Origin of the sequence: Brevibacillus sp. AG162 (assembly GCF_006715575.1) — a bacterium.
GTDB lineage: Bacteria > Bacillota > Bacilli > Brevibacillales > Brevibacillaceae > Brevibacillus > Brevibacillus brevis.
In genome coordinates this window covers 953,262-978,518 of sequence record NZ_VFNO01000002.1, presented here as the reverse complement: position 1 = coordinate 978,518, position 25,257 = coordinate 953,262, and the positions used below count along the sequence as shown (strand labels likewise).

Here is a 25,257-nt window from a genome sequence, read left to right as displayed (position 1 = left end):
TTTTCTGTGTTTAATTTACATTTTTTGGTTTATTATTCTGCAAAAAGCTTTCAGCTTGCACTCAGGGCATATTCAGCAAACATTCAGCTACTCTTGGCCTGATCAGGTAAAATGGAGGTGAGGTGAAAGAAATGAGCCAAAACAAAGGCATTAAAATATTGCTTGTCGATGATGAGCCGACCATCCTGCAATTTTTGGAGATGGGTCTTGAAAATGAAGGTTTCCAAGTATTGACGGCACAAGACGGGATGACCGCGGTGACCATGGTAAAGGAGCATCAGCCCCATGTCGTCATTCTCGATGTGATGATGCCAGGCATGGACGGCTTCGAGGTATGCCGGATGCTGAAAAAGATACAGAATGTAGCAACGATCATGCTAACAGCCAGAGAAGACGTGGAGGATCGGGTAAAAGGGCTAACGCTGGGTGCCGATGATTATATGATCAAGCCGTTTAGCTTTGAGGAGCTGCTTGCCCGTATCCATGCGCGTATTCGCAATCATTACCCACATCTGCTCTCCAAGGTACATCTCGGCCCATTCCAGATCGATGACAGACGAAAGGAAATTACCTACGAGGACACACTTCTGGAGCTATCGCCAACGGAATACTCTTTGCTGAAATATTTGGTGACGAATCACGGCTTGGTGCTGAGCAAACCAATGATTCTGGATAACGTATGGGGCTATGATTTTGGTGGGGAGGAGAATATTGTCGAGGTGTATATTCGCTCCTTGCGTGACAAACTGAACGATCGTCAGCATCGGATCATTCGCACTTTGCGCGGTGCGGGCTATCGGGTTGATTTTGTATGACAATGAATCGAAACAATCAATGGGCCTCCTTCCTAGAACCGAACTCTTTGCGTTATCAGCTGTTGTCTCGTTCGTTATTTATCTTATCCGGGTTGCTGCTTCTAATCGGCATGATTCAATACTTATTGATGGAGCAATTCTTGTATCGCAGCAAAGCCGAAAGCCTGTTAAATCTGGCAGTTACCGTTCCGTATCAGGTCTTGGAAGATACGGAAACACTCCCGAAAAACGATCAGTATGTCAGCGCGTTGCTCTCCTTGCGTACACCCGATATCAAGTATGCCTTTATTGACAACGATGCCAACGTGACGGAGCTGTTTGCGATTCCGAGCGAAGGGTATTCCCCGCGCTTTCCTGATAGTTTATACCGCGAGATCTTAGCTAGTGGCGTATGCACTTTCAAATACAAAATTTTGGAAGGTAGCACTGGGACGGATTATTTGGTCGTGCTGGCACCGATCAAATCATCTGAACAGCTGCAAGGAATCGTACAACTGAGTACACCTGTCGGCTCGATGCGGGAAGTGCTATTTCCACAGTTGATCATTTTCTTCTCTGCATCTGCACTCGCCTTGCTAATCGGCTTGTTAACCTATGTGCCTGTGCTTCGCCGTACACTGAACCCACTTTCGCGTATTGAGGTTACCGTTGAGCGAATCAATGCGGGTAATTTGGATGAGCGGCTGCCGATGGATCAAGGCCAGATGGAGATTGATCAATTATCGGCGGTCTTTAACGGAATGCTGGAGCGGTTGGAAACCTCCTTTAAAATCGAGCAAGAAGCTGGAGAACGGATGCGGCGCTTTGTAGCAGATGCCTCACACGAATTGCGAACACCGCTGACATCCATCCATGGTTTTTTGGAAGTGCTGCTGCGTGGTGCGGCGGCAAATCCCGAACATTTGCAGAAAGCATTGAAAAGCATGCACGGCGAGACAGAGCGGCTGAACAAACTCGTCAACGATTTGCTGTATCTGGCTCGGATGGATCGGGAACCGGCTTTCCTTTTGCAAGAAGGGCAGTTGGACGCGGTCGTGCACAGTATGGAATCGCAGCTCATGGTCCTGGCGGGTGACCGAAACGTTCATTTCCGCGTAGAACCGAATGTTACGGTTGCTTTCGATTGTGATGGAATGAAGCAAGTTATTCTCAATCTGTTTCAAAATGCGGTGCAGCATACTGACCCTGTCCAAGGTGAAATCGAGCTTACATTGAGCAAGATTGCCAATGGCATTGAACTGACGATCAGAGATAATGGGGCCGGAATCGCACCGGAGCATGTCCCGCATGTATTCGACCGTTTCTACCGGATTGAATCCTCCCGTGCACGCAAAAGCGGAGGGGCTGGTCTGGGGCTGTCGATCACCCAATCCATTGTAGAAAATCATCGGGGAAAAATTGACGTACAAAGCAGCTTGGGAACAGGGACCGTGTTTCGCGTATGGTTGCCTAACGATTTGAAAGAGGGTCAGAAGACAGAAGTTGTTAGTTGACAATGAGAGAAAACCTCATTTATAATCTGAGACATTCAATAAAACAACCAACACAGCCGTGAAAAGGAAAGTAAAAAAGGGATTTTGACGTCCAGAGAGTTGCCTGTTAGCTGAGAGGGCAGCCGCGAACTCTTTTTGAAAGCCACCTTGGAGCTCTGCTTTTGAAAATGCCAAGTAGAAAGCAGCGGATGGCCCACGTTATGGGGCGCATGTCTTTGTAGACAGCACGAGTTTGCCTTTTGTGAGAGAGGCAAAAAAGCTGAGTGGTACCGCGATACCTTCGCCTCAGCAACCGGATTCATGGAAATCATGAGCCTGGTTGCTGGGGCTTTTTGCATGATGGCGTTGTTCAAAAAGTCGACTACTTGAATACGCACTTATGTACAAAAATAAAGAGAAAACTGGAGTGGTGGGGCATGGATCGCTTGAAGCAAAGAGAGCTGTTGCACCTGTTGGAAGAAGACAGTCGCATGAGCGCTGAGCAAATCGGAAAAATGATCGGGGAGCCAACCGAGGTCGTTGAGCAGACGATTGCAGCCTTGGAAGCCGAGAAGGTCATTGTCAAATATCCAGCGCTAGTGAACTGGGAGCGTGTGGACGATCATCCGTACGTAAATGCCATGATTGATGTGAAAGTGACGCCGAAGCGCGACGTCGGCTTTGATGAAGTAGCGGAACGAATTTGCCGTTTCCCAGAAGTGAAGGCTGTTTACTTGATGTCTGGTGCAAGCTATGACTTGTCGATTATTTTGGAAGGCAAAACCATGAAAGAGGTAGCCACTTTTGTTTCGCAAAAGCTGTCCACTCTCGATTCGGTTGTCTCAACAGCTACACATTTTATTTTGAAACGTTACAAGCACGATGGCATTGAGCTGGAAGATCGTGACGAAGATCACAGGATGGTGGTTACACCGTGAGTACACAAGTCAAAGTCAAAAACCGTTTATCCAGTACAGTTCAATCGTTGAAGCCATCAGGTATTCGCCGCTTTTTCGATTTGGCAGCATCGATGGAGGGAGTCATTTCCTTAGGTGTAGGGGAGCCTGATTTCGTCACTCCTTGGCGCATGAGAGAAGCTTCGATTTCTTCGTTGGAGCGTGGACATACAGCTTATACATCCAATGCAGGTATGTTGCCATTGCGTGTGGAAATTCAGAAATACTTGGAAGAACGTTTTTCTGTCAGCTATCATCCAGAGACAGAAATTCTCGTGACGGTTGGTGCCAGCGAAGCGATTGATATCGCTCTGCGTGCCATTCTTGATCCAGGTGATGAAGTATTGGTCGTAGAACCTTGCTATGTCTCCTATGAACCAGTCATTCGCTTGGCTGGCGGGGTGCCAGTATTCCTGAAAACAACGATGGAAAACCAGTTCAAGCTGACACCGCAAGAGTTGGAGGCGCACATCACCGCGCGTACAAAAGCAATCATTTTCTGCTATCCAAATAACCCGACCGGGGGGACCATGGCGGCTGAAGAGTGGAAAACACTTTTGCCGATCATTGAAAAGCATGACCTCATGGTGATCTCCGATGAGATTTATGCGGAGCTTACCTACGGACGAATGCATGATAGTATCGCGGCTCTGCCAGGGATGAAAGATCGGACAATCCTGATCTCCGGTTTTTCCAAAGCGTTCGCGATGACCGGCTGGCGTCTGGGATATGTCTGCGCGTCACCTGATTTGCTCGCAGGCATGCTGAAAATCCACCAGTACACCATGCTGTGTGCACCGACAATGGCTCAGATGGCTGCGTTGGAAGCCCTGCGCCACGGACGTTCTGATATGGAACGAATGATCGAGAGCTACCGTCAGCGACGCAATTATGTGGTAGATGGATTTCGTCAAATCGGATTGACTTGCCATGAGCCGGACGGCGCATTCTACGCATTCCCGTCTGTAGCTTCTACAGGTCTCAGCTCTTCTGAGTTTGCGGAGAAGCTGCTCATGGAGGAAAAGGTAGCTGTTGTACCTGGAGATGTGTTCGGCGAAAGCGGACAGGGGCATATCCGTTGTTCTTATGCAACATCGATGGAGCAGTTGAAGAAGGCGCTGGATCGTATGGAGCGCTTGATGGGACGACTGTCATAACATTTTCCGGGAAATAAAGGGGGGCGGCTTTCAAGCTGCTCCCTTTTTTAACGAGTGGCTGTGGGGGGAAGAAGCGCATTTCCAGTCTACGCTTCGGCCTACGCCCCGCAAGGGGGGATTCACTGTCCGCCTCGGGAAAAATGGCGGGAGCGCTTCAAACGTAGAAGTTTCGATGAAGTGTTTCGAAGCTGGTATGGGCTCCAGAGGCGCTTGACTGGAAATGCGCTTCTTCTTACGCGGCTGTGGGAAGGGAACAGCTTGAAAGTTGGTGCAAGAGGATGTTTTGCAAGTAGTTCGAGGAGGGGATTCCTTAATGATTTCATTGCCACCCCATTTTATACAAACAATTACGGGCGTACATAAAGAAGAGGGGCGTCTATGGCTGGATTCCTTTCATGAATTGATTGCTGATTGCGAAGCACGGTGGTCTCTAAAGGTGCTTGAGCCATTTCCACTTTCTTATAACTTTGTCGCACCAGTTGTGTTGCAGGATGGGAGAAACGCAGTGCTAAAGCTTGGTTTGCCTGGAGTGGAATGGCAAAGAGAGCTAGCAGTGATTCGAGCTTTTGCAGGGCGGGGAATGGTGCAGCTGCTCGATGCTGACGAGGAAAAAGGCATCATGCTTTTGGAGCGCATCATGCCAGGGGAGACACTGGATAAGCTGAGCAGCGAAGACGATCGAATTGAATGCTTGGCGGACGTGATCAAAAGGATGCATACCCCCGTTTCGAGAGCTGGTAAGCTTGCCCCTACGTTTCCGACGATCGCGGACTGGGCTGTTGGATTGGAAAAGATTCGCCCTCATTTCCAAGGGGGGACAGGACCAATTCCCGAACAAATGGTGGAGCAGGCCATGCGATGGTACAAAAAACTTCTTTTCACACAAAAAGAACAGTGTCTGCTGCATGGTGATCTTCATCATGAAAATATTTTACGAGCAGAAAGAGAGCCGTGGTTGGCAATTGATCCAAAGGGGCTGATCGGGGAGACGGAATACGAGGTGATTCCGTTTTTGCTGAACCATTTGCCCGAGGTTGGGGTAGAAGAAGTAATGAAACAGCGAGTCGATGGGCTGACAAAGGCGCTGTCTTTGCAAAAAGAGAGAGTGTTGGCGTGGGCCTATTGCCATAGTGTGCTGTCGGCTTGGTGGTTCATAGAGGATTTTGGTGTAGACGGCGGTCGTCTGGTGATGCCGAGAGTTTTTGAGAGGCTGTTATATGAGTAAAGGCTTCACCCTGTGGGATGAAGCCTTCTTTATGTTAAATGAATAAATAAGATCCTTCGTAACACGAAATATTAATAGCCACTTGACTGATTCAAGGTGGAAGCAGCGAGATTGTATTGATAAACCGATTCGATTGCTTTTGTTTCGGAGTCAAACAGGTTTGCTTCATCTTCCATCAGTTCTTTCATCGATGCTTTTCCTAATCTATATTGATCGATTGTTGCCTGATAGCGCTCCAATGCGGCTTCTTTCTTTGTTGTACTTTCCTCTAAGGCTTTTTTCGCTGCCAGTACCTTCGTATAGTTGTCACTTACTTCTTGACCGATTTTCTTTTGTGTTTTTTGTTTTTGCAGTTCCGCTTTTTTGTGCTCATTTTTTGCGATTGTACCTTTATGTGTACTGAGTGCGGAATACTCGGCTGTGTAATCAATTCTTACTTGGGCAAAGTCTATTTCTGCTTGTGCCTTGAGCATCTCAGGACGTTTTTCAAAAGCTTTTGCTTGCAATTGCTCCAGGGAAGGCAGCTCATGGCGGGTCAGATCAGTGGCGATCATTTTCCATTGTCTGTCCGCTTTTTCATTCATTAAATCGTTGAGCTTGGCCAATGCTTGCTTGTAGCTGGCTTCAAGGGCAGCAAGATTTTTGTGAGCTTCTGTTTCTTGGGAGTCCAACCAGTACTGTCTTTGCAAGCTTTTCTTCTGCGCTTTGATTTTGGCGTCTAATGATTGGACTTCGAAGAATGCTTTTTGCACTTGCAATTGAAGGGTATTTTTTTGCGTATTCAGGGCGACTTCATCGACAACCACTTCTTTGATCGCTTTGGCTGCGTCTTCGAATTTCTTTTTTGCATCAGCCAAGGTCATGATGTCGGCTTTTTTGATTTCTGCTTTTTCTCTCAGGGTGATGGATGTTTCGTACTTCGTAGTATCTAAGTCAAGCCGAAGCACCTCCAGATCAACGCTATTCTTTAGTGCCTGTTCAACTGCGAAATCTAGCGACAAAGGGGAAACATCCGTCTGTTCAGCAGTGGCCACGAGTGGAGCGGCCAGAGCCAAATGGGCGCCACCTGTGAGGAGAGAAGTGACTAATGTTGTGCTGTAAATGTGTTTGAAGAGCCTGGATTTCATGGGGCAACCTCCTGATCATATATACAAGAATATGATAACGATTCTCATTATCAAATCCATGAAAAGTATATATTTCCAACAGAATTTCGTCAATAAAAAAATGTTTTTCACCGTGTTCTTGGTCAGAAATCCAAAAGAATCCCCTTCCGGAAAAAGGCAAAGTGAGCATCTGCCTGTTTTCCGGAAGGGGATTTGATTTGTTCTTCGTAGTGGGGAAAGAACTATTCTTGTTCTCTGTTTTCTTTGTTTTCCGCAGCCGCCTTGGCAGTTTGGTCCAATGTCCCTTCCTTTGGTGTAAGGGAATAACCATGCATATTGCTTCCGTTATAACCCATGTCCGGTTTTTCCTTTGAGATGCGATCAGTCATTTGCTTCCCCCTTATTTTGTCCAGATTTAGAGTCTTGCTGCACATACGGATTGTCGACGTTATTTGGTTCCTTGTCCAGATTGGTACGGATTGCGATGATTGGGCTATTCGGAGGTTGAGCGATCAGTCTGTCGTCCAGTTGTTTGAAATCAGGCAGGTCGTTTTCACGATTGTCGTCCATGTTCGTCTCCTCCTTTACTGGTTAGTATGTCCACCATCTGCCTGTACATTTCCTTAAATGGAAAAGGAACGAGACTGGTACTAAGAAAAAACAGCCCCAGTCCCAGGGAAGTTCGGGCGGAGGCTGTGACGATCGTCTTTGTGCAATTAACTCGTTTTCTTGGCCAGGATCTTCATAAAAGAAGCAAGATTCGTTTGTAGCATTGGTGTGAAGGCAGAAAAGGAAGCATTTTCAGTGAGCGTATTCATTTGATGAACAAATTCAGTGGCGTCCTTTGTATTGACATTCTCAAAGCGGTTAGCGATTTTTGTATTTTTTAAATCGGAGAGAAGCGTAGCTTGTTCGTTCCGGTATTGTGAGATCCAGTCTGGACGATGTTGCAGCTTTTTGACGAATTGAATCAGCATGCTTACTTTCTCTGTTTGATTGGTAGTCGCTTGCATTTTTTTGTAGGCTTCTGGATCATACCGCTCCATCAGTTTCGATGGATTGACATAGTCGTTCGGAGCCCCATGTGGTTTTTGAGGAAGCTCTACGTAGCTGACACTGCCAGTGGCAGGGTCAGCCTTCCGTGTTTTGGCAACGCCAGCGAGCAGATGGAGGGTATCCAAAAATTCAGCAGCATTTTCATCGTCAGCCATGAATTGTTCTGCCAAATATTTGCCTTGGGTTAAACCGGCTTCTACCAAAGCAGCTCTTTCTTCCTCCGTGTAGATGGATTGGGAGTTGAAAAAATTTTGCTCCAGGATGTGGTCAAAGGCTTTGCGAGCCTCGGGCGGTTTATCTGCAAAAAGTTTATCCAAACGCTCATTAATCTCTGTGCTAAAGAAAAATTGGACGCTATGATGTTCGATGACACCAGCAGGGAGCTCACGTGCCTGGTGAGAACGAAGGTCTACTGTATCGTGCTCGGGCAATCCTAGACGAGGTCCTGTCACCATTTTGGGTGCAGCTTGGTTAGTTGATAACTGAGGTGTTAGGTAGCGGGTATTCGATTGGATGTGCATGTTCTACTCTCCTCACATGGATTCATGTTCAGTCGTGATGGAAGGAGATCATGGTTACCTTTTATTAGATGACTGGGATGAGTTGTGAGAACGGAAGGAAACGGATCTCAATTGCTTCTTGTCTATACTATCGGCTATTTTTGGGCAGTTTTAAATATGCTGGCAAACATGAAAAAGGACTCCCGTTCAGATAACGGAAGTCCGTAATTTTTCTTCTATTATTTCGTGTATTCATCCATGCTGAAGTCTACTTGTTCAAGAGGGACGATCTTGGTCTTTTGCGTGATTTTATAAGCGAGCCAAATGATTAAGAAAAGTGGCAGGCCAATGTAAGAGACCAGGACGCCATACCAGTCGATTGTTCCACCCATGAATGCGGAGTAGTTTTGCCCCAAAATAACGATGCAGCAAATGATGAAAGCAAAAATCGGTCCAAACGGGAACCACTTTGCCCGATAAGGCAGTTCGCTTAAGTCACGGCCCTGAGCGATAAACGCTTTGCGGAAACGGTAGTGACTAATGGCAATTCCCAGCCAAGCGATGAAGCCTGACATACCGGACGCATTCAAAAGCCAGACATACACCTCGCCTTCCCCAAACAGAGAGGACAGAAAAGCAAGAGCGCCGATGAGCGCAGTCAAGATCAAAGCATTGATCGGTACGCCGTTACTTGTTACTTTTGCGAACCATTTTGGTGCTTTTCCTTCTTTCGCCAAGTTCCACAGCATGCGTGTAGAGGCGTACATGCCAGAGTTACCAGCAGACAATACAGACGTAAGAATAACGGCATTCATGACGGAGGCTGCAAAAGCAAAACCGGCATTTTCAAAAACAATCGTAAACGGACTGATTGCAATATCCGTAAGGTCGCCACTAATCAGATTTGGATTATCGTATGGAACCAACAACCCGATGATCAAAATAGCGAGGATGTAGAAGAGCAGAATGCGCCAAAAAATTTGACGGATGGCCTTTGGAATGTTGCGGGCAGGGTCTTCGCTCTCCCCAGCTGCGACACCAACGAGCTCTGTCCCTTGGAAAGAGAATCCGGCAATCATAAAGACACCGAGCAGGGCCATGAAGCCGCCATTGAATGGCGCGTCGCCTTTGGTGAAGTTTTGGAAGCCGACTGCTTGGCCGCCCATAATGCCAAAAATCATCAACACACCGACAATAATAAAGACGATAACCGTTACTACTTTAATCAAAGCAAACCAATATTCAGATTCTCCATAGGCTTTCACAGACAGGAGATTCAAGGCAAACAGCAATCCGAGGAATAAAGCGCTCCACAATATCGCTGGGGTATCCGGGAACCAATATTTCATAATGAGTGCGGAAGCTGACAGCTCGACGGCAATGGTAATGGCCCAGTTGTACCAATAGTTCCAGCCGAGAGCAAAGCCGAGAGATGGATCGACGAACCGTGTGGCATACGTCGAAAACGAACCGGACACAGGCATGAAGGCCGCCATTTCCCCCAAGCTGGTCATCAAGAAGTAAACCATGATACTAATAGCGAGATAGGCGACTAAAGCTCCACCTGGTCCGGCGGAATGGATCGAGCCTCCGCTGGCGAGAAACAATCCCGTCCCAATCGAGCCGCCGATGGCGATCATCGTCAGGTGTCGGGCTTTTAAACCACGTTGCAATTGATTCTGTGACATAAGCTGCTTGCACGACCTTTCTTGATTTTTGAGAAGGAAGGTCGGAAACGAAAAAACCGCCATAGCCAAAAAAATGGCATAGGGCGGTATCATCCAATCCCCACCAAGCCTTCACTGAAGATAGCTCACCACGTTTGCTTGGCATGCAAACGTGACAGTTCTGCCCCTTTCGAGTACAGCCCCAACCCAATCGCACAGAGACGCGATATGAGCTTCGGCGGATTTTCCTTACCTGGAGTCATTGATTTTCTCTGAATCTCGTACAGGATGATATAAAAGCCGCGACCTCTATCCTCACCGTGAAAGATGAGGATAACATGTATGAAATTATGTGATTCATTCACTATAAAGGATTGTTTGTGATTAATCAATGTGAAATTTTGTTATTCAAATGAGCGTCTGGCAGGCCAAGAGCCATGCAGCTTGCGAATTTGGACGATTTGTCCCGTATGAAACGCATCATGCAGGACGAGACTCATCACGGTTTGGTAGATGGGCGTATAGGTAGCCGTCTGATTTAAATCCTCGTCTGTCAGCAAGGAAAGCTTTTCATGAATGTGGCGATGGACGCTTTCCATTTGCAAAAGGGTAGCTTGCCAAGCGTTTTCATCATCTGGACCGCCGGATGGGATGAAGGTATCATCGTTCGTTTCAGCGGAGCCAGGAAATTCGGTGCCCAATAGACGATGCAGCAGGCGTTCTTTGTAATAAAGAAGGTGGCTGACGTTTTCCCAGATCGTGTTGGCTGCTTCTCCCACAGGGCGCCAGCTAGCCTCGGCAGCTGACACTCCGGAAAGCGCTTCTTTTAAGGGTGGATACCAGTCTTCCTTGTCATACGTACATTCCCATCCGTGCAAAAGCAATTCCTTCCGATTCATACGCTTCCTCCTCGTCTGTGAAACAGATTGATGAAACGCTATAATAGCAGTAAGAAATGAACTTGTAACCAGTTAATTAAATTACGATAGTTACAAATAGATATTACCATATCCTGTATAGTCATACAAGAGAGAAAAATGAAGGGTTTCGTCAGGAGAGATGATGACATGGACTGGCTTTGTATCGATTTTTTAAATAGTGATTGGCGTGATTGGCGCGGTTCTGGTCGTGCGGAAAATCGCTTGGAGAACCAGGAATGGCTGACATCCTTTTTGCAAACATACAATCTAACTGCTCCGTTGCCGATGAAGGAGGAGTGTGCCGCGTCTCTTTTGCGATTGCGCGAACGTTTGAGACGTATGCTGGAAGCCGTTGTCCGTGGAGACCGATTCCAAGAGGAGGACCTTGCGGAATTGAACAACACGTTGGCTCTCGCCCCTTTTCATATGCAGGTGTTGTATGTAGATGAGGAGGGCGGCTACAGGCAAAAGCATGTTAGCTCAACAGAGGGTTGGCCCCTCGTCATGGCACAAATTGCGGCTTCTTTCGCGGAGTTGCTTGCCCCGCAGCATCTGGAGCGAATCAAAATATGTGATAACGAGGATTGCCGCTGGGTGTTTTATGATGAAAGCCGCAACCGGGTGCGCCGCTGGTGTGATGACAAAATGTGCGGAAACTTGATGAAGGTGCGCCGTTTTCGTGAGCGGAAAAAGGAAAAAGGGTGATGCGCATAGGCTCACCCTTTTTATCTGTCTGTTAGGAAGCTGGGGTCAATTGGATCAGTTTAGGGTAGATGGACGAGCCTGCTGCTACGATGCCTGTGCTTTTCCAGCAAAAATCATTTCCTTGCGTATCCGTAATTTTGCCTCCGGCTTCCTGGACCAAAAGAGCACCAGCCAGCCAATCATACACCCCTTCACCGTATTCCCAGTAACCGTCGAGTCGTCCGCACGCCACGTAGGCGAGATGGAGTGATACTGCGCCTTGCATGCGGATGGCAAAAGCTTCTGGCATCACTCGCGTCAAGGAATTCGCCGTATACTTTCCGACCAAGAGGTTCATCGGTTCGGAGGAAGCAAAGAGCGTGCCGAGAATGCATTCACTCAGCTGCGATTTGGATGAGGTACTGATTTTTTGTCCGTTGAGAAAAGCTCCGCGTCCGTCAATGGCTGTAAACAGCTCATCACGGCATGGATCATAGACAAAAGAAACAACCGTGCGTCCTCCGTCAATCAGGCAGAGGGAGGTAGCCCACATCGGCATATTTTGCAGAAAGTGGACCGCTCCATCGATTGCATCCATCACCCAATAAGGACTTGTGAATTCAGGCTTTTCCTGTGCAGCCAGATCGAATTCTGCGTCCGAGAATTCATAGGTGGGGAAACGCTCGGACAATGAGCGCTTCAATCGAGTTTCAACCACGGGATTCACCTCTTCAAAGCGTTTAGACATTGCTGCCTTGCTGTGGCAGGGCGCGCCTTTTTCAAATTCCACTAGCAGCTCCTTTCCAACGCTTCTTACCAGTTCCTCGCAAAATTGCACATCCTGTTGATTCATAACAATTCCCATCCCTTCTCTTTTTGGTAAAAATTGAGTCGTTCTACGCGCTCAATCATGAGGAAAACCTCTAAATAAATTTGAGTAGTATTTTTAAATACTACTATGACGAAATCAGTTCGTCAACACCACGAAATTGTCGAGATTTACAATTCATGCACATGCGCAGAGTGTTTAAGACATAATAAGTAGCATCATGCATGGGAACGGAAACGAGGTGGGTAGGATGAGTCAAGCACGCAAAAAGTGGTTTCAGGCAATCGTATTGGTGACACTTGGAGCCATTTGTCTGGCTATATGGTATTTGCAGCCATATCAGCCCGATCAAGCAGCGTTAACGGCCATGCAAGGCGGTGAAGGGATTACGGTCATGGATACGAATGACTGGATTATTTTCCAAGGCGGGGAGTCACGCGAACCGGGACTCATCTTATATCCGGGAGCACTGGTCAAACCGGAGAGCTATGCACCGATTGCCCGTGCCTTGGCAGGTTACGGCTATCATGTTTTTCTCGCACGAATGCCGCTGAATTTGGCTGTAAGTGATATGACGCGGGCCACACAAGTATTAAAGGCGTACCCAAATAAAACGTTTGTCATCGGAGGACATTCGCTCGGTGGGACCATGGCAGCACAATTCGCAGCAAACCATCCAGACCGAATCAAGGGTGTGTTTTTATTGGGGGCGTATCCGAACAGGCAGGGAAACTTGAAGACCGCGAATTTGCCTGTGCTGTCTTTAATTGGGTCTCGCGATGGTGTGATCGATATGAAAGCGTTTGAGGATAGCAAGCAGTATTTGCCGGAGCGTACCGTGTACATGTCCATAGAAGGGGGGAACCACTCCCAGTTCGGTAGCTATGGATCGCAGGAGGGCGACCAGCCCGCTGCCATTACCCCGCAGGAGCAGTGGCAGCAAACGGTGGCAGCGATCAAGGATTGGCTGCTTAATGAGGTTACAATGATGAACGTGGAATAATACCGGATACAACACCTGTAATGCGAATGTTTTCCGAGGGGAGTAGCATGGGGCTGTCTTGCTCGCGTGTGGTTGTAAACAGACATTCCAATGGATTGACGTCTGCTGCAATGCGCACAAGGAACTGCCCCTCCTGTCGGATCAACACGGGTCTGTCTTTTACTGGCTCCATCGAAAAGTCTGAGATCAAGAGGGCGTCACCAGGAAAGATACCGAGACCACGAAGGCCGTCATCTCGCATGATGAGAGCAAAGCGGGCCACGTGATAGCTGGCTACCTGCAAGGAGGGTAACAGCGACAGCTCCTCCTCTTGGTCCAAGGCGAGATCAAAAAAATGAGTCGTGTACGCATCTCCGGCAATAAAGACTCGTTTCATCAGGTATCGCCTCCTCCATATAGCGTCGTAATTTACCCATAGACGGGAAAGCCTTTGGCATACAGACGGCTCAGTATGCGCTCAAAACGGGCACGAGCAAGAGGCATCGGCACCTGAAAGCGCTGAGCCAACATAGCAGGAGCGTTGTATCGCGAGCAATCGGCAAGCAGGGGGCTCATCATGTAAATAGGAAGCAGCAAATGCTCGGCAAAATGATTCGCCTGCGATTCTTGCCAGTCAATCATCCATTCGCTGCTCTGGGGCTGAATGCCTTCATGAAGGAGCAAATGTCCGAGTTCATGCGCGATTTTAACTCGCTGGGTAGCCAGATCGAGTCGCTCGTCCACCGCAATGACATAACGTCCCGGCAAAAAGGGATGCGCATGTGCACGACTCCTGCCGCAAATACGATGGATCTCAATGCCGTATGTCTCGCACAAGAGATGCAGATCGATTTGTTCGGGCGAATCGATGCCGTGATGCTGAAGCAGCAAGTACACGCGGCTCTCGAGCCATGTTTGCGGTTCGCAGATTTCTTTCAAAAGGGAGTGAAGCATCAAGGACCTCCTAAATGAATGGTAAGGAACGTACGTTCTGTATTTCACTGAAAAGAAAACCCCGCACTGGGGTTATTTTTTTTTGATGTCTTCCGTGATGTCAAACAAAGACGGAGGTCGCTCCTCGCGTACTTTACGGACTTTCCACTGTTTCTTCAAGTCGTACCAGTAGCGGCGAATTTCTTTTTTCTCCTCTTCTGAAGCGTCCAGATACCCGTCTAGGAAATAGTAGTCGTCCGGGTCATCGATCTTTTCCTGCAAGAGCTCGTCCAACGAACGTTGATTTGTCTGCTCAGTTGCGGGGAGAATATAGGCCGTGACTTCATCTGTGCGGCCCAACAACCAATCAGTCGTGACGTCCAGCACATCAGCCAATTGCCGCAGCATGTCATTCGGAGGTGTGCTGTGGTTGTTCTCGTAGTTACTGATCGTCCCCTTGGTCGTGCAGACATGCTCTGCCAACTCTTCCTGGGTCAGACCTTTTGTCTTACGAGCTGTGCGTAAGCGCTGAGATAGCATGAGCGTGCCAGTCCTTCCTGTGAGGATGTACAAGCCTATTGTACTAAATGAGAGGGAAAAAGAAAAGTATGGATATTAATTTTGTTTTCAACGAATTATGTACAAGCCTTTTGTACAAAATACAGATAAGAACGTTGCAGGAACACTCGTTCTGTACAGTGACAAAAGGGGAGATCAAACATGGAAGATCAAGTAACAACCGTATTACTTCAGCAAGGGCCATTTGCTGCTTTGTTTGTCTGGTTGTTGTTTTATATTATGAAAGCAAATCGCGAGCGCGAGGGACGTTTACAAGATTTGCTGGACAAATACAGCGACAAATACGATCTGATCCTCGAGGAATTGCGCGAGATCAAAGGAAAAGTGAAGAAATAAAGCTTTTGGGACAGCAAACCTTCTGATGAGCGTGACGAATACAAATCCATTACTTATGTTGCCCGATTCCTTGAAAAGCTTATACAGCAAGGGAGACAAATGGTTGCAGCCTGTACCAGACCTTGAATCGGCTCTTAGCCCTTCAAGGTCCTTTTTTACTTGCTGTGTCCTTTCCCCCATTCACACGTCTATCATAATAACTTATCCAATACTTAGCAAAAAGGAGCAGCATGACTATGCATTTACCCGTCGTCTACTCAACCATCTGTGAAAAAGCATTACAGAAAGTACTTCAGGAAGCATATCCAACCGAACAAATACAATCGGTTCACTACATGCTTCGAGGCATGAACGATACGTACCTTGTGGAGACGATCGATCAGAAACGAATTTTCAGGCTGTATCGCAGCGATTGGCGAACAGAGGAAGCAGCAGTCGCGTTCGAAATGGAGCTGTTGCTCCATTTGGACAGACAAGGAGTATCTGTTTCTGTGCCAATTGCGGACGGCTCAGGAAAGCATGTCTTGAGACTGCAAGCAGCAGAAGGCAATCGCTTTGGTGCGCTGTTCACTTATGCCGAGGGCAAGGAGCAGGAAATCGATAGCGAGGAACTGAGCGCACGATTTGGCAGGGCTGTTGCCGAGTTGCATGTTAAAGCAGAAGGCTTTTCCACACAACAAGCTCGTGAGGTATGGGACGCCAAGACGCTGATTCATCGCCCGTTAGCCATCATGGAGGCGCGTCTGCAGCATCGGAAGGAAGATTTTCAATTTCTCCAAAAGCTGGCGATGGAGCTGGAAGCTAAGTTGAATGCGCATATCCGTGCCGGACTCGACTGGGGGATTTGCCATGGAGACCTTCAAGGGAATTTTAATACGAATTTTTGTGAGGACAACACCTATACCCACTTTGATTTCGACCTGTGCGGATATGGCTGGCGAGCGTATGATCTGGCTGCTTTCAAGCTGAGCCGAATATTGATCGAAGAAGATGACGAACTGGTGGAGTCACTATGGAGTGCTTTCCTAAAAGGATATACCGAGGTTCGTCCCCTATCTGAAAACGATCGGGCTGCGGTGTCGCTTATGACAGGCATTCGCCAATTATGGCTAATGGGGCTGTGCATGCATGATCCTCATATCATGGGTAGCATCGAATCGGATGATGCTTTCTTAAGTGAGAAGATGGAATTTTTTAAAAAATATTTCACGTGAACGAGAAGTGTTTTGCAAAGCGTTGTCAGAAAAACATGCGACTCGAAGTCAATGATAGGTAAGCCATACATTGACGAGAAAGAGGGAGAAATGCATGTTACCGTACATCGGAAGTGGCGCGTACTGCTACGCAAATTCTTCAGCTATGCTTTTAGAGACGATTGGGGAGAAGGTTTCGCCTGCTGTACTTGAAGTACTCTCTGGGGTTGGTATCGGGGCGACGTGGCATGAGGAGCAGAAAGTCATTTATTTCGGACAAGTGATTCCCGATCGTGGTGTAAGTCATGCATTGGAGCTACTAGGGTTTCGCTGGACGGAGAGGTCAGGGGATGCTGAGAGCGAGCCACCATTGGAGGAATTACGGCGTGATTTGGAACATGGGCCTGTTTTGCTTGGACCGCTTGATATGGGTTATTTGACGTATAATCCCAATGCTGCTTATTTGGGGGGCGCTGACCATTTTGTTCTCGCGTACGAGATGGATGAGCAAACGATCTATTTGCATGATCCAGCAGGATTCCCGTTTGTGAGCTTGCCGTTGGCTCAGTTTGTCTTGGCGTGGAAAGCCGAAAAAATCTTCGATCGCCTCTTTTCCTATCACTACTGGACAGCACCAAAGCGTGTAGGGAGTCCGTCAGAGGAGGAACAGGCTGCAAAAGCACTTCGTTTATTCCAAGGGATTTATCAGGAAAGTGCATCGGCAAAACCAAACCCTTCGGTCCTATACGGAAAGGAAGCGATTTTGCGGGTAGTAAAACGGATAGAAGAAGAAGGCGGACTCTCCCCAGCTGAAATTGGTCATCTCTCCTATTTTGCTTTCCAGTTGGGAGCGAGGAGAGCCATCGATTTCGCTGTGTTCTTCTCGAAGCATGCGCCAGAGCTGGCGGTAATCAAAGAGAAGCAGGCGAAGCAATTCGGTCGTTGTCACACACTGATTGTGGAAAAGAATGAGCAAGAGCTAGCGAATGCCATGTGCGTGCTGGCAGATATCGAAGAAGAATTTCGCCAAGTGGTTTGCGCCAAATAATATCGTTCCCCCAAGTGAGTAGGCAATGCTCATTGGGGGTTTTTCTTTCGTTTTAATATTTTTACTTTTTTATGATCCATGACAATCTCATCCCGAATGTGTTACCTTGTTATTCATTAGTCCATGTAAAAGAGACATAGTCCATTCCACGTGGACATTCTTTACCAACACGTAACGGGGGTTCAATTCATGAAACAGCTAGGTTTACTACCCAAAATTTTGATCGCTATTGTCCTTGGGATCGGGATCGGCTCCATTTCGCCGATTTGGGTTGTGAAAGGATTGGCTACATTTAGTGGCCTGTTTGGAAATTTCCTCGGATTTGCAATTCCGTTGATTATCATTGGGTTTATCGCGCCAGGCATCGGTGAGCTGGGCAAAGGGGCAGGGCGTTTGCTTGGGGTAACCACAGGGGTTGCTTACTTGTCTACGATCCTTGCAGGAGTGCTTGCTTATTTGGTCAGTACGAGTATTTTTCCACATATTCTTGAGATAGGCGGATTGGTCAATCAGTATGCCAACCCGGAGAAAGCACTGGTGAAGCCGTTCTTTACCGTGGACATGCCGCCGATTGTAGGTGTGATGACAGCATTATTGCTCGCCTTCACCCTTGGTCTTGGAGCGACTGTCATCAAAGGAAACGCACTGCAAAATGTGATGGTAGACTTGAGAGATATCGTCGAGAAGCTGATCGCTTCCGTCATTATCCCGTTGCTTCCATTCCATATCCTGTCTGTATTTTCCAATCTGACCTATGGTGGACAAGTCACCATGATTTTGTCCGTGTTCGTTAAAGTTTTCGTGATGATTATTGCTTTGCATCTATTCTATTTGTTCGTACAGTACTTGGTAGCGGGCCAGATGGGGCGCAAAAACCCATTCACGCTGATGAAAAATATGCTTCCAGCTTACTTCACAGCGATTGGAACACAATCATCTGCGGCCACCATTCCTGTGACACTGAACCAGACCAAGAAAAACGGTGTAAGCGAAAAGATTGCGGATTTCGTCGTTCCACTCTGTGCCACGATCCATCTTTCCGGAAGCACGATTACGCTTGTCAGCTGTTCTATGGCAGTCATGATGCTAAATGACATGACGACATCCTTTGGCGTGATGTTTCCGTTCATTTTGATGCTGGGCGTAACGATGATCGCTGCACCTGGTGTGCCGGGCGGAGCAGTCATGGCAGCACTCGGATTGATGGAGTCCATGCTCGGATTTACTACCACGTTGACTTCGTTGATGATTGCTCTGTACATCGCCCAGGATAGCTTCGGTACTGCTTGTAACGTAACAGGTGATGGTGCGATTGCAGTGATTACGGATCGTTTGAGCGAGGAGAAGGCGGCTTGATCATGAAATAGAAAGGCGTAGGGGAACAAGACCTGTCCATTTTGGGATGGGTCTTTTTTATCTGATTCTGAGTGCTTATGCTATACCTCGACAATTTCATGTGAAAGTCTACATAAAACTACAAATAAAGGCAAGAAACATTATGTTTTGACAATTATTGAATAAAATGGTATATTCCATTTATCCCATAATATAGGAGGCATTCATTGTGAAAAAAATCTTACTCGCATTGACACTAGTATTTGCACTATCCTCTTCCGCATTTGCTGCGAATACAGAAACAGAACCTAACGATACCTTTGAAATGGCGGATACTTTGGAGATTAACTCCTCTATCTTAGGTCAAGGGGAGAGCGGTGATTGGGATACTTTTGTTTTTGTAGCAAATCAAACCGGAAAAATGAGAACGAGCCTTACAAATAAGACCCAAGGAGTAGTTCCATACGTTGTGTGGGCTTCAGATAAAACTACCAGCCTTGCAGAGACTTCTGGTGAAGCAGAATTCGATGTAGTTGCTGGTGAAACATACTATATAAGACTCTGGTCTGTTGGAAAATCTGATTACACTTTCTCATTGAACAATCTGTAAATAGCCTTTAAAAAACGCAGATAGCTTTTTACGAAAGCAGATTATGGCTTTGTAAAAAGCTATCTTTTTATTTTCGAACGCATGGGGACAACTTGGAGGTGTTTATTATGTGGCAACGAGAGTAAGTTATCCTGCGGAGAGAAGTAATGGAGCACCTCTGTATCAAGAACAAAACGCAGGTGAAAGCATGGTACGTTGGGATAGAAACGGGCGGGGAACAGTCCCAAAAGACCTGTCCATTATTGGATGAGTCTTTTTTGGGGAATTTTGACGAAAAACAACAAATAAATTCAAAAAACATTATGTTTTGACAATATTTGCAGATAATGGTATATTTCGATTATTCCATATTATAGGAGGCAATCATTGTGAAAAAAATCTTACTCGCATTGACACTAGTATTTGCACTATCCTCATCCGCATCTGCTGCGAATACGGAAACAGAGCCTAACGATACTATTGCAACAGCAGATATTTTAGAGGTTAACTCCTCTATCTCAGGGCAAGCGGGAAACAGTGATTTTGATCATTTTGTTTTTGTAGCAAACCAAACCGGAAAAATGAGTACGAGCCTTACGAATAAGGAAGCATCAGCTGTTCCATACGTTGTAATGACTTCAGACACAAATACCACTCTTGCAATGAGTTCTGGTGAAGCAGAATTCGATGTAGTTGCTGGTGAAACATACTATATAAGACTCTGGTCTATTGGAAAGTCTGATTACACTCTCTCATTGAACAATCTGTAATTAGCCTTAAAAAATGCAGATAGCTTTTTACGAAAGCAGATTACGGCTTTGTAAAAAGCTATTTTTATTTGCTAAATTGGGCACTTCAATTTCCCATTTCCAACTAGTGAGAATTATATTATCATTGGGTATAATTTCATCATTCTACTTTTTGCGAAAAGGGGAATACATAACGCAATGTTTAACGAACGGAAAGCGTTACAAATGACATTGCAGGCCATGCTAGAGCAGCGTATGGCACTGCGTCGACAGTATGTCGATCAGGACAAGCAGTTGGGAGCTGACATCAAGCAGCTTTTGAGCCGCATTCGCGAGTTGGATAACGAAGCCGGGATCGGAGTCGATGAAAGCCCAGAGGATACAGCCATGTCAACTGAGGAATTTTCCGATGATCTGATGAAGCGAATGAAAGTAAGAAAGGCTCACATTCGCCACGATTATGTGGAAGTTGCGAAGCACATCGAAAACCTGTTACGGGAAGCGATGTCTCCGATGTCATTGGCTGATCTCTGTTCCGTGTTGAAAGCACGGCACCAGGTAGAGTTTGCGAGTCCCTACATAGGTGTACAGAAGTCATTAAAGTATCTACCCCAAGTAAAAGTAGAAAAGGACGGGCGGAAACTGATTTTTTCACTCTAGGCAACCAGGGTGAGATAGGCAGTTCAACGGGAGGCAAGACCCAAAAAAGGCGATGTGTCTATGCACAATCGCCTTTTGGTGTCTATTGATTTTCGATTTTCTTGATTATTGCAAGAAGGATTTGAGCATCCAAATGTGTTTTTCCAGGCTGCTGCGGATTCCCAGCAGCATATCGGCTGTCGCTTCATCGTCAGCTTGGTCAGCTGTTTCCATAGCCAGCTTCAACTCGTCTACGAGAATGGAGAAGTCTCTCGCGATCGTTTCTACCATTTGCTCAGCTGTTTCGCTTCCTTCTGCTTCGGTGATGCTCGCTGTGTTCAGACATGCAGCCAAAGTCGCTACAGGCTTTCCACCGATGGAGAGAACACGTTCAGCGAGGGAATCGAGATTCGCTGCTGCTTCATTGTACAATTCCTCAAATTTTGCGTGGAGCGTAAAGAAGTGAGGACCTTTTACATTCCAGTGAAAATTGTGTAGTTTCGTATAGAGAACTGTCCAGTTCGCCACTTGTTTATTTAAAACGCTGTAGAGTGTGTTTTCCATCGAGAATCTCTCCTTATTTATAATAATTATTTGTTTAAACTTATTATAAACTAATAAGGATTATTGTCAACACCCAGGAGGAAATTTATGCAGCAACTGCGAATCGGTGCGGTTATTTTAGCTGGCGGAAAAAGCAGCAGAATGGGTTCGCCCAAGCAAAAATTACCGTGGAGGGACGGAACCTTTTTAACAGAACTGGTAAAGGAAGTACAGGAGGTTGGCTTGTCTTGTTTCATTGTAGCGAATGATTTTTCGGACACTCAAGTGACACAAAAGGAACAAATTGATGAACAGCCCGTCACAATAACACCTGATCTGGTACCATCCTGCGGTCCTGTCAGTGGGCTGGTTACTGCCTTTCGCATAAGTTCCGAGGATGCTTTGCTGGTACTATCCTGTGACCTTCCTTTTATGGATCGTGTGCAAATCGCCAAGCTCATTGAATTTGCTAGGGAGAGCAACGAGTGGGATGTGATTGTCGCCCAATCAGAGGGACGAATCCATCCATTATGTGCCGTGTACCATCGTAGAACACAGGCGAACTGGGAGCAGGCGCTGTTGCATGGACAGCGAAAACTGATGCGGACATTAGATGAGCTGCGCGTGGTGCCATTGCCTGATGAAAGGTTGGACCCTTGGTCTGTTTTTAATGTCAACACGCCCGAAGAGTACGAACAGGCAAAGCTTGAAGAAAAACGCAGAAAGACAGGACATGCTTGAGGCGTGTCCTGTTTTTTGTTTGGAAAAAAGGGGCTTTTCATAGAGGGCTATCATACAAGCGTTTCTCTGGACAAACCGTATGAATAGTAGTGATGGCTAACGAAAGGAGGGAAGCGCAATGACAAGAAAATGCAAAAAACAGGGCAAACGCTACGAGCACCACTGTTGTTGCAAAAAACCCGACAAATACTACGACCACCACTGTTGCGGCAAAAAACACGACAAGTATTACGACCACCACTCCTGTTGCAAAAAACACGACAAATATTACGACTACGACTGCTGCTGCAAGAAACACGATGATTACTACGAGCCTCACTGCTGCTGCAAAAAACACAGCCAATACGATGAGCCGCATTGCTGCTGCAAAAAGCATGAACATTGCCACGATCACTGCTGTTGCTGCAAACAACATGATTGCAAAGGCTTTGAGAAACATGACCATCACTGTTGCAAGAAGCATGAAATAGATGATGAAGACGAAGAAGAGGACGACGACGAAGACGAAGAAAAAGATGAAGAAGATGACGAGGACGAAGATGATGACGACGACCACTACAAGCATCACAAAAAGAAACATTGCTGCTGCAAATAAAAAATTCCCACGTACAAAGAACAAAAGCCCGAGAGGCTAACTCGGGCTTTTGAGATTACCAGATGAAAAAAACATAGAAAAGCGGGAAGGCGCAAAGCTTGTCCCGCTTTTACTTGATTCCTTCGCTAAGGTAGGAGGATTCTCTGGGCTTGTGTATACACGTTCATTTTGTCATTGCGGATAAAACCGACTGCGGTGAGCTTCAGCTCATCTGCCAACTGAAGGGCGAGATCAGTTGGAGCGGACTTGGACAGAATGATGCCAGCACCAATCTTGGCAGCCTTGAGCAGCACCTCAGACGAGATGCGTCCACTGAATACAAGAATTTTGCCCGTGGTGGATATGTTATCTCGCAAGCATTTCCCATAGATCTTGTCGAGAGCATTGTGACGTCCGATGTCGGAGAACTGAAGCAAAACTTCATCCGGTGTACAGAGGGCAGCATTGTGGACGCCACCTGTTTGACGGTGGATCTCAGACGACGCTTGCAATTCCTTCATCAGGCGCATGCATTGAGCGGGAGTGACAGTTGTTGTGCTTTCAACGGGCTTTGCTGTGCGTGCATCGCTAAAAAAGTAAAAGGATTGTCTGCTTTTTCCGCAGCAGGAAGTAATTCTGCGTTTGGAGTAAAAGCTTTGCGACAAAATTGTTTCTTTATGCAAATCAACGTAAGCAAACCCTTGGGCCTCATTCATCGTAAGCTGTTTGATTTCCGAGTAGCTCTTGATGACACCCTCGGCTGCGAGAAAACCGATGACCATTTCTTCCAAGTCGGCCGGGGTACATACGATTGTAGCGAATTCCTCATCATTGAGGAAAATCGTCAGGGGGTACTCGGTAACGATTTCGTCGTCTTCCCAGCCGTGTTGGTCAGCCGAGATTTTCAACACGGGCAATCGGGTGGTGATGGTTAGTTCGGACATACGGGCCTCCTTTTTGTCGAAATTATGAAGTTTTCATGGCTATTTTGTGAGGAAAATATTGTCGAGTGAACGCTTACATGGTAGTATACTATGTGAGATGAAAAGTGTCATAAAATTTTCGTCTTTCCATGTATTCATAGCGTAAGGACAGATTGACACGGAGCAGCGACCCTGCCACCGATTATTTTGTAGCCTTGCAGCGAATTACATAGTGAACACAATGCTTGTTGATGCTGATGTAGCGTTCCTGCTGATGATTAACTGCTGTGTTTCATCGTAGCTCTCGTTTCCATTTGTGGAGACCTGGGTGAGTCGGTGAAATCAGCAGTTTTTCTTTTTTTCGAGAAGGCTGCTGATGGATCCACAGCATGCCAAAGACCATTGAAAAGGAGATGAATGATTTGGAACAAAAAGTGAAAAACCGCTGGCTCATTGCATTGGCTGCGGTAGGCATCCACATCTCGATTGGATCGGTATACGCATGGAGTGTATTCACCAAGCCAATTACCGAGCAGTTCGGCTGGGACTTGCCAGACGTTCAATTTACGTTTAGTATTGCGATCTTGTTCTTGGGGCTGTCTGCTGCCTTCCTCGGTCATTATGTAGAAAAGCATGGCCCGCGCAAAGCTGGCATTCTCGCATCTATCTTTTTTGGAGTAGGAACTGTCGGGGCAGGCTTGGCGATTCAATTGAGCAGCTTGCCTCTGTTGTACTTGTGTTATGGCGTGCTGGGCGGTATCGGACTTGGGGTAGGCTATATTACGCCAGTATCGACGCTGGTCAAATGGTTTCCGGATCGCCGTGGCTTAGCGACAGGTCTTGCGATTATGGGCTTCGGCTTTGCTTCCATGATTGCCAGTCCGATTATGAACGCTTTGATTGCAAATGTAGGAATCGCGAACACCTTTTATATTTTGGGCCTTATTTATTTCGTTGTGATGCTGGCTTCGGCTCAATATTTGGCTCCACCACCAAAAGGCTGGGTACCGGCTGGATTTTCCGCTGAGGGCATAGCTGGCAGCAAGCAAATCAAAAAAGATATGTGCCAATTAACTGCTAACGAAGCGATCAAGACACGCCGTTTTTACTGGCTGTGGCTGATGCTGTTTATCAACGTGACATGTGGAATCGCCGTTATTTCGGTAGCATCCCCGATGGCGCAAGAAATGGTAGGCATGTCTGTTGGAACAGCAGCCCTGATGGTAGGACTAAACGGTTTGTTCAACGGTGGTGGACGAATCGGATGGGCGTCTCTGTCTGATTTCATTGGACGACCAAATACGTATACAGCTTTCTTTGCTATCCAAATGGTATTGTTCTTCCTGTTGCCGAATATGTCCAATCCCATCCTGTTCATGGTTGCGATGTTTATCATTATGACCTGTTACGGCGGTGGCTTTGCATCCATTCCGGCGTACATTGGTGACCTGTTTGGAACGAAGCAATTGGGCGCGATTCACGGCTATATTCTGACGGCATGGGCAGCTGCCGGCTTGGCAGGACCGATCTTTGCAGCATGGGTTCGCAAGACGACAGAAAGCTATACAGGAACTATGAGTGTTTTCGCAGGAATGTTCGTTGTCGCTCTGGTGATCTCGCTATTTGTCCGACTGGATATCAAAAAACTGAAGGAAGAAGCCAAACAAAGAGAAAAGTCTGTTGAATTGGCTAGTTAATCAATGGTA

The 25,257-nt window shown here is 46.8% G+C and carries 29 protein-coding genes, 1 riboswitch and 1 other annotated feature; of the genes, 16 read left to right on the top strand and 13 right to left on the bottom strand.

Annotated features, from left to right (window positions below; translation table 11 throughout):
- Positions 1 to 131 precede the first annotated feature (131 nt).
- The 5 genes from FB479_RS09525 (at position 132) to FB479_RS09505 (ending at position 5,625) form a co-directional block, all read left to right on the top strand.
- Entirely contained in the window at positions 132 to 815 is a 684-nt protein-coding gene (locus FB479_RS09525) for a response regulator transcription factor (RefSeq protein WP_047071237.1), read from the top strand.
- Positions 812 to 2,308, top strand: a complete 1,497-nt coding sequence (locus FB479_RS09520) for a sensor histidine kinase (protein WP_106655931.1) — start codon at positions 812 to 814, stop codon at positions 2,306 to 2,308. The genes FB479_RS09525 and FB479_RS09520 overlap by 4 nt, the downstream gene beginning before the upstream one ends.
- A gap of 49 nt (positions 2,309 to 2,357) precedes the next feature.
- Positions 2,358 to 2,599 (top strand) — a binding site (T-box leader).
- A gap of 125 nt (positions 2,600 to 2,724) precedes the next feature.
- Positions 2,725 to 3,225, top strand: coding sequence for an Lrp/AsnC family transcriptional regulator (locus FB479_RS09515; protein ID WP_007722565.1), 501 nt, complete (start codon positions 2,725 to 2,727; stop codon positions 3,223 to 3,225).
- Positions 3,222 to 4,400, top strand: coding sequence for an aminotransferase (locus FB479_RS09510; protein WP_142064529.1), 1,179 nt, complete (start codon positions 3,222 to 3,224; stop codon positions 4,398 to 4,400). Before FB479_RS09515 ends, FB479_RS09510 begins: the two co-directional genes overlap by 4 nt.
- A 313-nt stretch (positions 4,401 to 4,713) precedes the next feature.
- Positions 4,714 to 5,625, top strand: a complete 912-nt coding sequence (locus tag FB479_RS09505) for an aminoglycoside phosphotransferase family protein (protein ID WP_142064526.1) — start codon at positions 4,714 to 4,716, stop codon at positions 5,623 to 5,625.
- A gap of 71 nt (positions 5,626 to 5,696) precedes the next feature.
- Here the strand turns inward: FB479_RS09505 and FB479_RS09500 are convergent, their stop codons facing one another.
- The 6 genes from FB479_RS09500 to FB479_RS09480 form a co-directional block, all read right to left on the bottom strand.
- Entirely contained in the window at positions 5,697 to 6,752 is a 1,056-nt protein-coding gene (locus FB479_RS09500; protein ID WP_142064523.1) for a TolC family protein, read from the bottom strand.
- A gap of 221 nt (positions 6,753 to 6,973) precedes the next feature.
- On the bottom strand, positions 6,974 to 7,120 hold the full coding sequence (locus tag FB479_RS30450) for a hypothetical protein (RefSeq protein WP_164724513.1): 147 nt from the start codon (positions 7,118 to 7,120) through the stop codon (positions 6,974 to 6,976).
- Positions 7,113 to 7,301, bottom strand: coding sequence for a hypothetical protein (locus FB479_RS09495; protein ID WP_106655926.1), 189 nt, complete (start codon positions 7,299 to 7,301; stop codon positions 7,113 to 7,115). Before FB479_RS09495 ends, FB479_RS30450 begins: the two co-directional genes overlap by 8 nt.
- 146 nt (positions 7,302 to 7,447) lie before the next feature.
- Complete coding sequence (locus FB479_RS09490; protein WP_142064520.1) at positions 7,448 to 8,308, bottom strand: hypothetical protein; 861 nt, start codon at positions 8,306 to 8,308, stop codon at positions 7,448 to 7,450.
- A gap of 218 nt (positions 8,309 to 8,526) precedes the next feature.
- Positions 8,527 to 9,975: an amino acid permease gene (locus tag FB479_RS09485; RefSeq protein ID WP_106656002.1), complete on the bottom strand. Its 1,449-nt coding sequence runs from the start codon at positions 9,973 to 9,975 to the stop codon at positions 8,527 to 8,529.
- 113 nt (positions 9,976 to 10,088) lie between these two features.
- A riboswitch (Lysine riboswitch) is annotated at positions 10,089 to 10,274 on the bottom strand.
- An 84-nt stretch (positions 10,275 to 10,358) separates the two neighbouring features.
- Positions 10,359 to 10,853 (bottom strand): DinB family protein, encoded by a 495-nt coding sequence (locus FB479_RS09480; protein ID WP_106655924.1) that lies wholly within the window; start codon positions 10,851 to 10,853, stop codon positions 10,359 to 10,361.
- Between the two features lie 168 nt (positions 10,854 to 11,021).
- On the opposite strand from FB479_RS09480, the gene FB479_RS09475 reads away from it, so the two are divergent.
- Positions 11,022 to 11,579, top strand: coding sequence for a CGNR zinc finger domain-containing protein (locus FB479_RS09475; protein WP_142064518.1), 558 nt, complete (start codon positions 11,022 to 11,024; stop codon positions 11,577 to 11,579).
- 31 nt (positions 11,580 to 11,610) lie between these two features.
- On the opposite strand, the gene FB479_RS09470 is transcribed toward FB479_RS09475, so the two are convergent.
- Positions 11,611 to 12,411, bottom strand: a complete 801-nt coding sequence (locus tag FB479_RS09470; RefSeq protein ID WP_185746345.1) for an inositol monophosphatase family protein — start codon at positions 12,409 to 12,411, stop codon at positions 11,611 to 11,613.
- A 226-nt stretch (positions 12,412 to 12,637) separates the two neighbouring features.
- Between FB479_RS09470 and FB479_RS09465 the strand changes: the two genes are divergently transcribed.
- Positions 12,638 to 13,390 (top strand): alpha/beta fold hydrolase, encoded by a 753-nt coding sequence (locus FB479_RS09465; RefSeq protein WP_106655921.1) that lies wholly within the window; start codon positions 12,638 to 12,640, stop codon positions 13,388 to 13,390.
- Here FB479_RS09465 and FB479_RS09460 read toward each other — a convergent pair.
- The 3 genes from FB479_RS09460 to FB479_RS09450 all read right to left on the bottom strand — a co-directional run bounded on the left by FB479_RS09460 (position 13,368) and on the right by FB479_RS09450 (position 14,842).
- Positions 13,368 to 13,766 (bottom strand): hypothetical protein, encoded by a 399-nt coding sequence (locus FB479_RS09460; protein WP_142064513.1) that lies wholly within the window; start codon positions 13,764 to 13,766, stop codon positions 13,368 to 13,370. The genes FB479_RS09465 and FB479_RS09460 overlap by 23 nt on opposite strands.
- Positions 13,767 to 13,798: 32 nt before the next feature.
- On the bottom strand, positions 13,799 to 14,323 hold the full coding sequence (locus tag FB479_RS09455; protein ID WP_106655919.1) for an ImmA/IrrE family metallo-endopeptidase: 525 nt from the start codon (positions 14,321 to 14,323) through the stop codon (positions 13,799 to 13,801).
- A gap of 72 nt (positions 14,324 to 14,395) precedes the next feature.
- Positions 14,396 to 14,842 carry a helix-turn-helix domain-containing protein gene (locus tag FB479_RS09450; protein ID WP_048031497.1) on the bottom strand — a complete coding sequence of 149 codons (447 nt, stop codon included), beginning with the start codon at positions 14,840 to 14,842 and terminating at the stop codon, positions 14,396 to 14,398.
- Between the two features lie 180 nt (positions 14,843 to 15,022).
- On the opposite strand from FB479_RS09450, the gene FB479_RS09445 reads away from it, so the two are divergent.
- The 7 genes from FB479_RS09445 to FB479_RS09415 all read left to right on the top strand — a co-directional run bounded on the left by FB479_RS09445 (position 15,023) and on the right by FB479_RS09415 (position 20,791).
- Entirely contained in the window at positions 15,023 to 15,217 is a 195-nt protein-coding gene (locus FB479_RS09445) for a BhlA/UviB family holin-like peptide (protein ID WP_017251979.1), read from the top strand.
- Positions 15,218 to 15,453: 236 nt separating this feature from the next.
- On the top strand, positions 15,454 to 16,431 hold the full coding sequence (locus tag FB479_RS09440) for a homoserine kinase (RefSeq protein WP_142064645.1): 978 nt from the start codon (positions 15,454 to 15,456) through the stop codon (positions 16,429 to 16,431).
- 94 nt (positions 16,432 to 16,525) lie between these two features.
- Positions 16,526 to 17,458 (top strand): hypothetical protein, encoded by a 933-nt coding sequence (locus tag FB479_RS09435; RefSeq protein ID WP_142064511.1) that lies wholly within the window; start codon positions 16,526 to 16,528, stop codon positions 17,456 to 17,458.
- 189 nt (positions 17,459 to 17,647) lie between these two features.
- The gene (locus tag FB479_RS09430) at positions 17,648 to 18,814 is read left to right on the top strand and encodes a dicarboxylate/amino acid:cation symporter (protein WP_106655916.1); all 1,167 of its coding nucleotides are present in this window, start codon (positions 17,648 to 17,650) and stop codon (positions 18,812 to 18,814) included.
- A 208-nt stretch (positions 18,815 to 19,022) separates the two neighbouring features.
- A complete protein-coding gene (locus FB479_RS09425) occupies positions 19,023 to 19,403 on the top strand; it encodes a hypothetical protein (RefSeq protein WP_106655915.1) in 381 nt (126 codons plus the stop codon).
- Positions 19,404 to 19,771: 368 nt separating this feature from the next.
- Complete coding sequence (locus FB479_RS09420; protein ID WP_106655914.1) at positions 19,772 to 20,152, top strand: hypothetical protein; 381 nt, start codon at positions 19,772 to 19,774, stop codon at positions 20,150 to 20,152.
- A gap of 177 nt (positions 20,153 to 20,329) precedes the next feature.
- Positions 20,330 to 20,791: a hypothetical protein gene (locus tag FB479_RS09415; RefSeq protein WP_106655913.1), complete on the top strand. Its 462-nt coding sequence runs from the start codon at positions 20,330 to 20,332 to the stop codon at positions 20,789 to 20,791.
- Between the two features lie 105 nt (positions 20,792 to 20,896).
- Here the strand turns inward: FB479_RS09415 and FB479_RS09410 are convergent, their stop codons facing one another.
- A complete protein-coding gene (locus tag FB479_RS09410) occupies positions 20,897 to 21,334 on the bottom strand; it encodes a Dps family protein (protein WP_007722508.1) in 438 nt (145 codons plus the stop codon).
- An 87-nt stretch (positions 21,335 to 21,421) separates the two neighbouring features.
- Here FB479_RS09410 and mobA point away from each other — a divergent pair, with 87 nt between their 5' ends.
- The gene (gene mobA / locus FB479_RS09405) at positions 21,422 to 22,054 is read left to right on the top strand and encodes a molybdenum cofactor guanylyltransferase (protein ID WP_142064508.1); all 633 of its coding nucleotides are present in this window, start codon (positions 21,422 to 21,424) and stop codon (positions 22,052 to 22,054) included.
- A 37-nt stretch (positions 22,055 to 22,091) separates the two neighbouring features.
- On the opposite strand, the gene FB479_RS31165 is transcribed toward mobA, so the two are convergent.
- Complete coding sequence (locus tag FB479_RS31165) at positions 22,092 to 22,622, bottom strand: hypothetical protein (protein ID WP_142064506.1); 531 nt, start codon at positions 22,620 to 22,622, stop codon at positions 22,092 to 22,094.
- Between the two features lie 152 nt (positions 22,623 to 22,774).
- Entirely contained in the window at positions 22,775 to 23,572 is a 798-nt protein-coding gene (gene fdhD, locus FB479_RS09395; RefSeq protein WP_142064503.1) for a formate dehydrogenase accessory sulfurtransferase FdhD, read from the bottom strand.
- Between the two features lie 401 nt (positions 23,573 to 23,973).
- On the opposite strand from fdhD, the gene FB479_RS09390 reads away from it, so the two are divergent.
- Positions 23,974 to 25,248: an L-lactate MFS transporter gene (locus FB479_RS09390; RefSeq protein WP_304488796.1), complete on the top strand. Its 1,275-nt coding sequence runs from the start codon at positions 23,974 to 23,976 to the stop codon at positions 25,246 to 25,248.
- Positions 25,249 to 25,257: the final 9 nt, after the last annotated feature.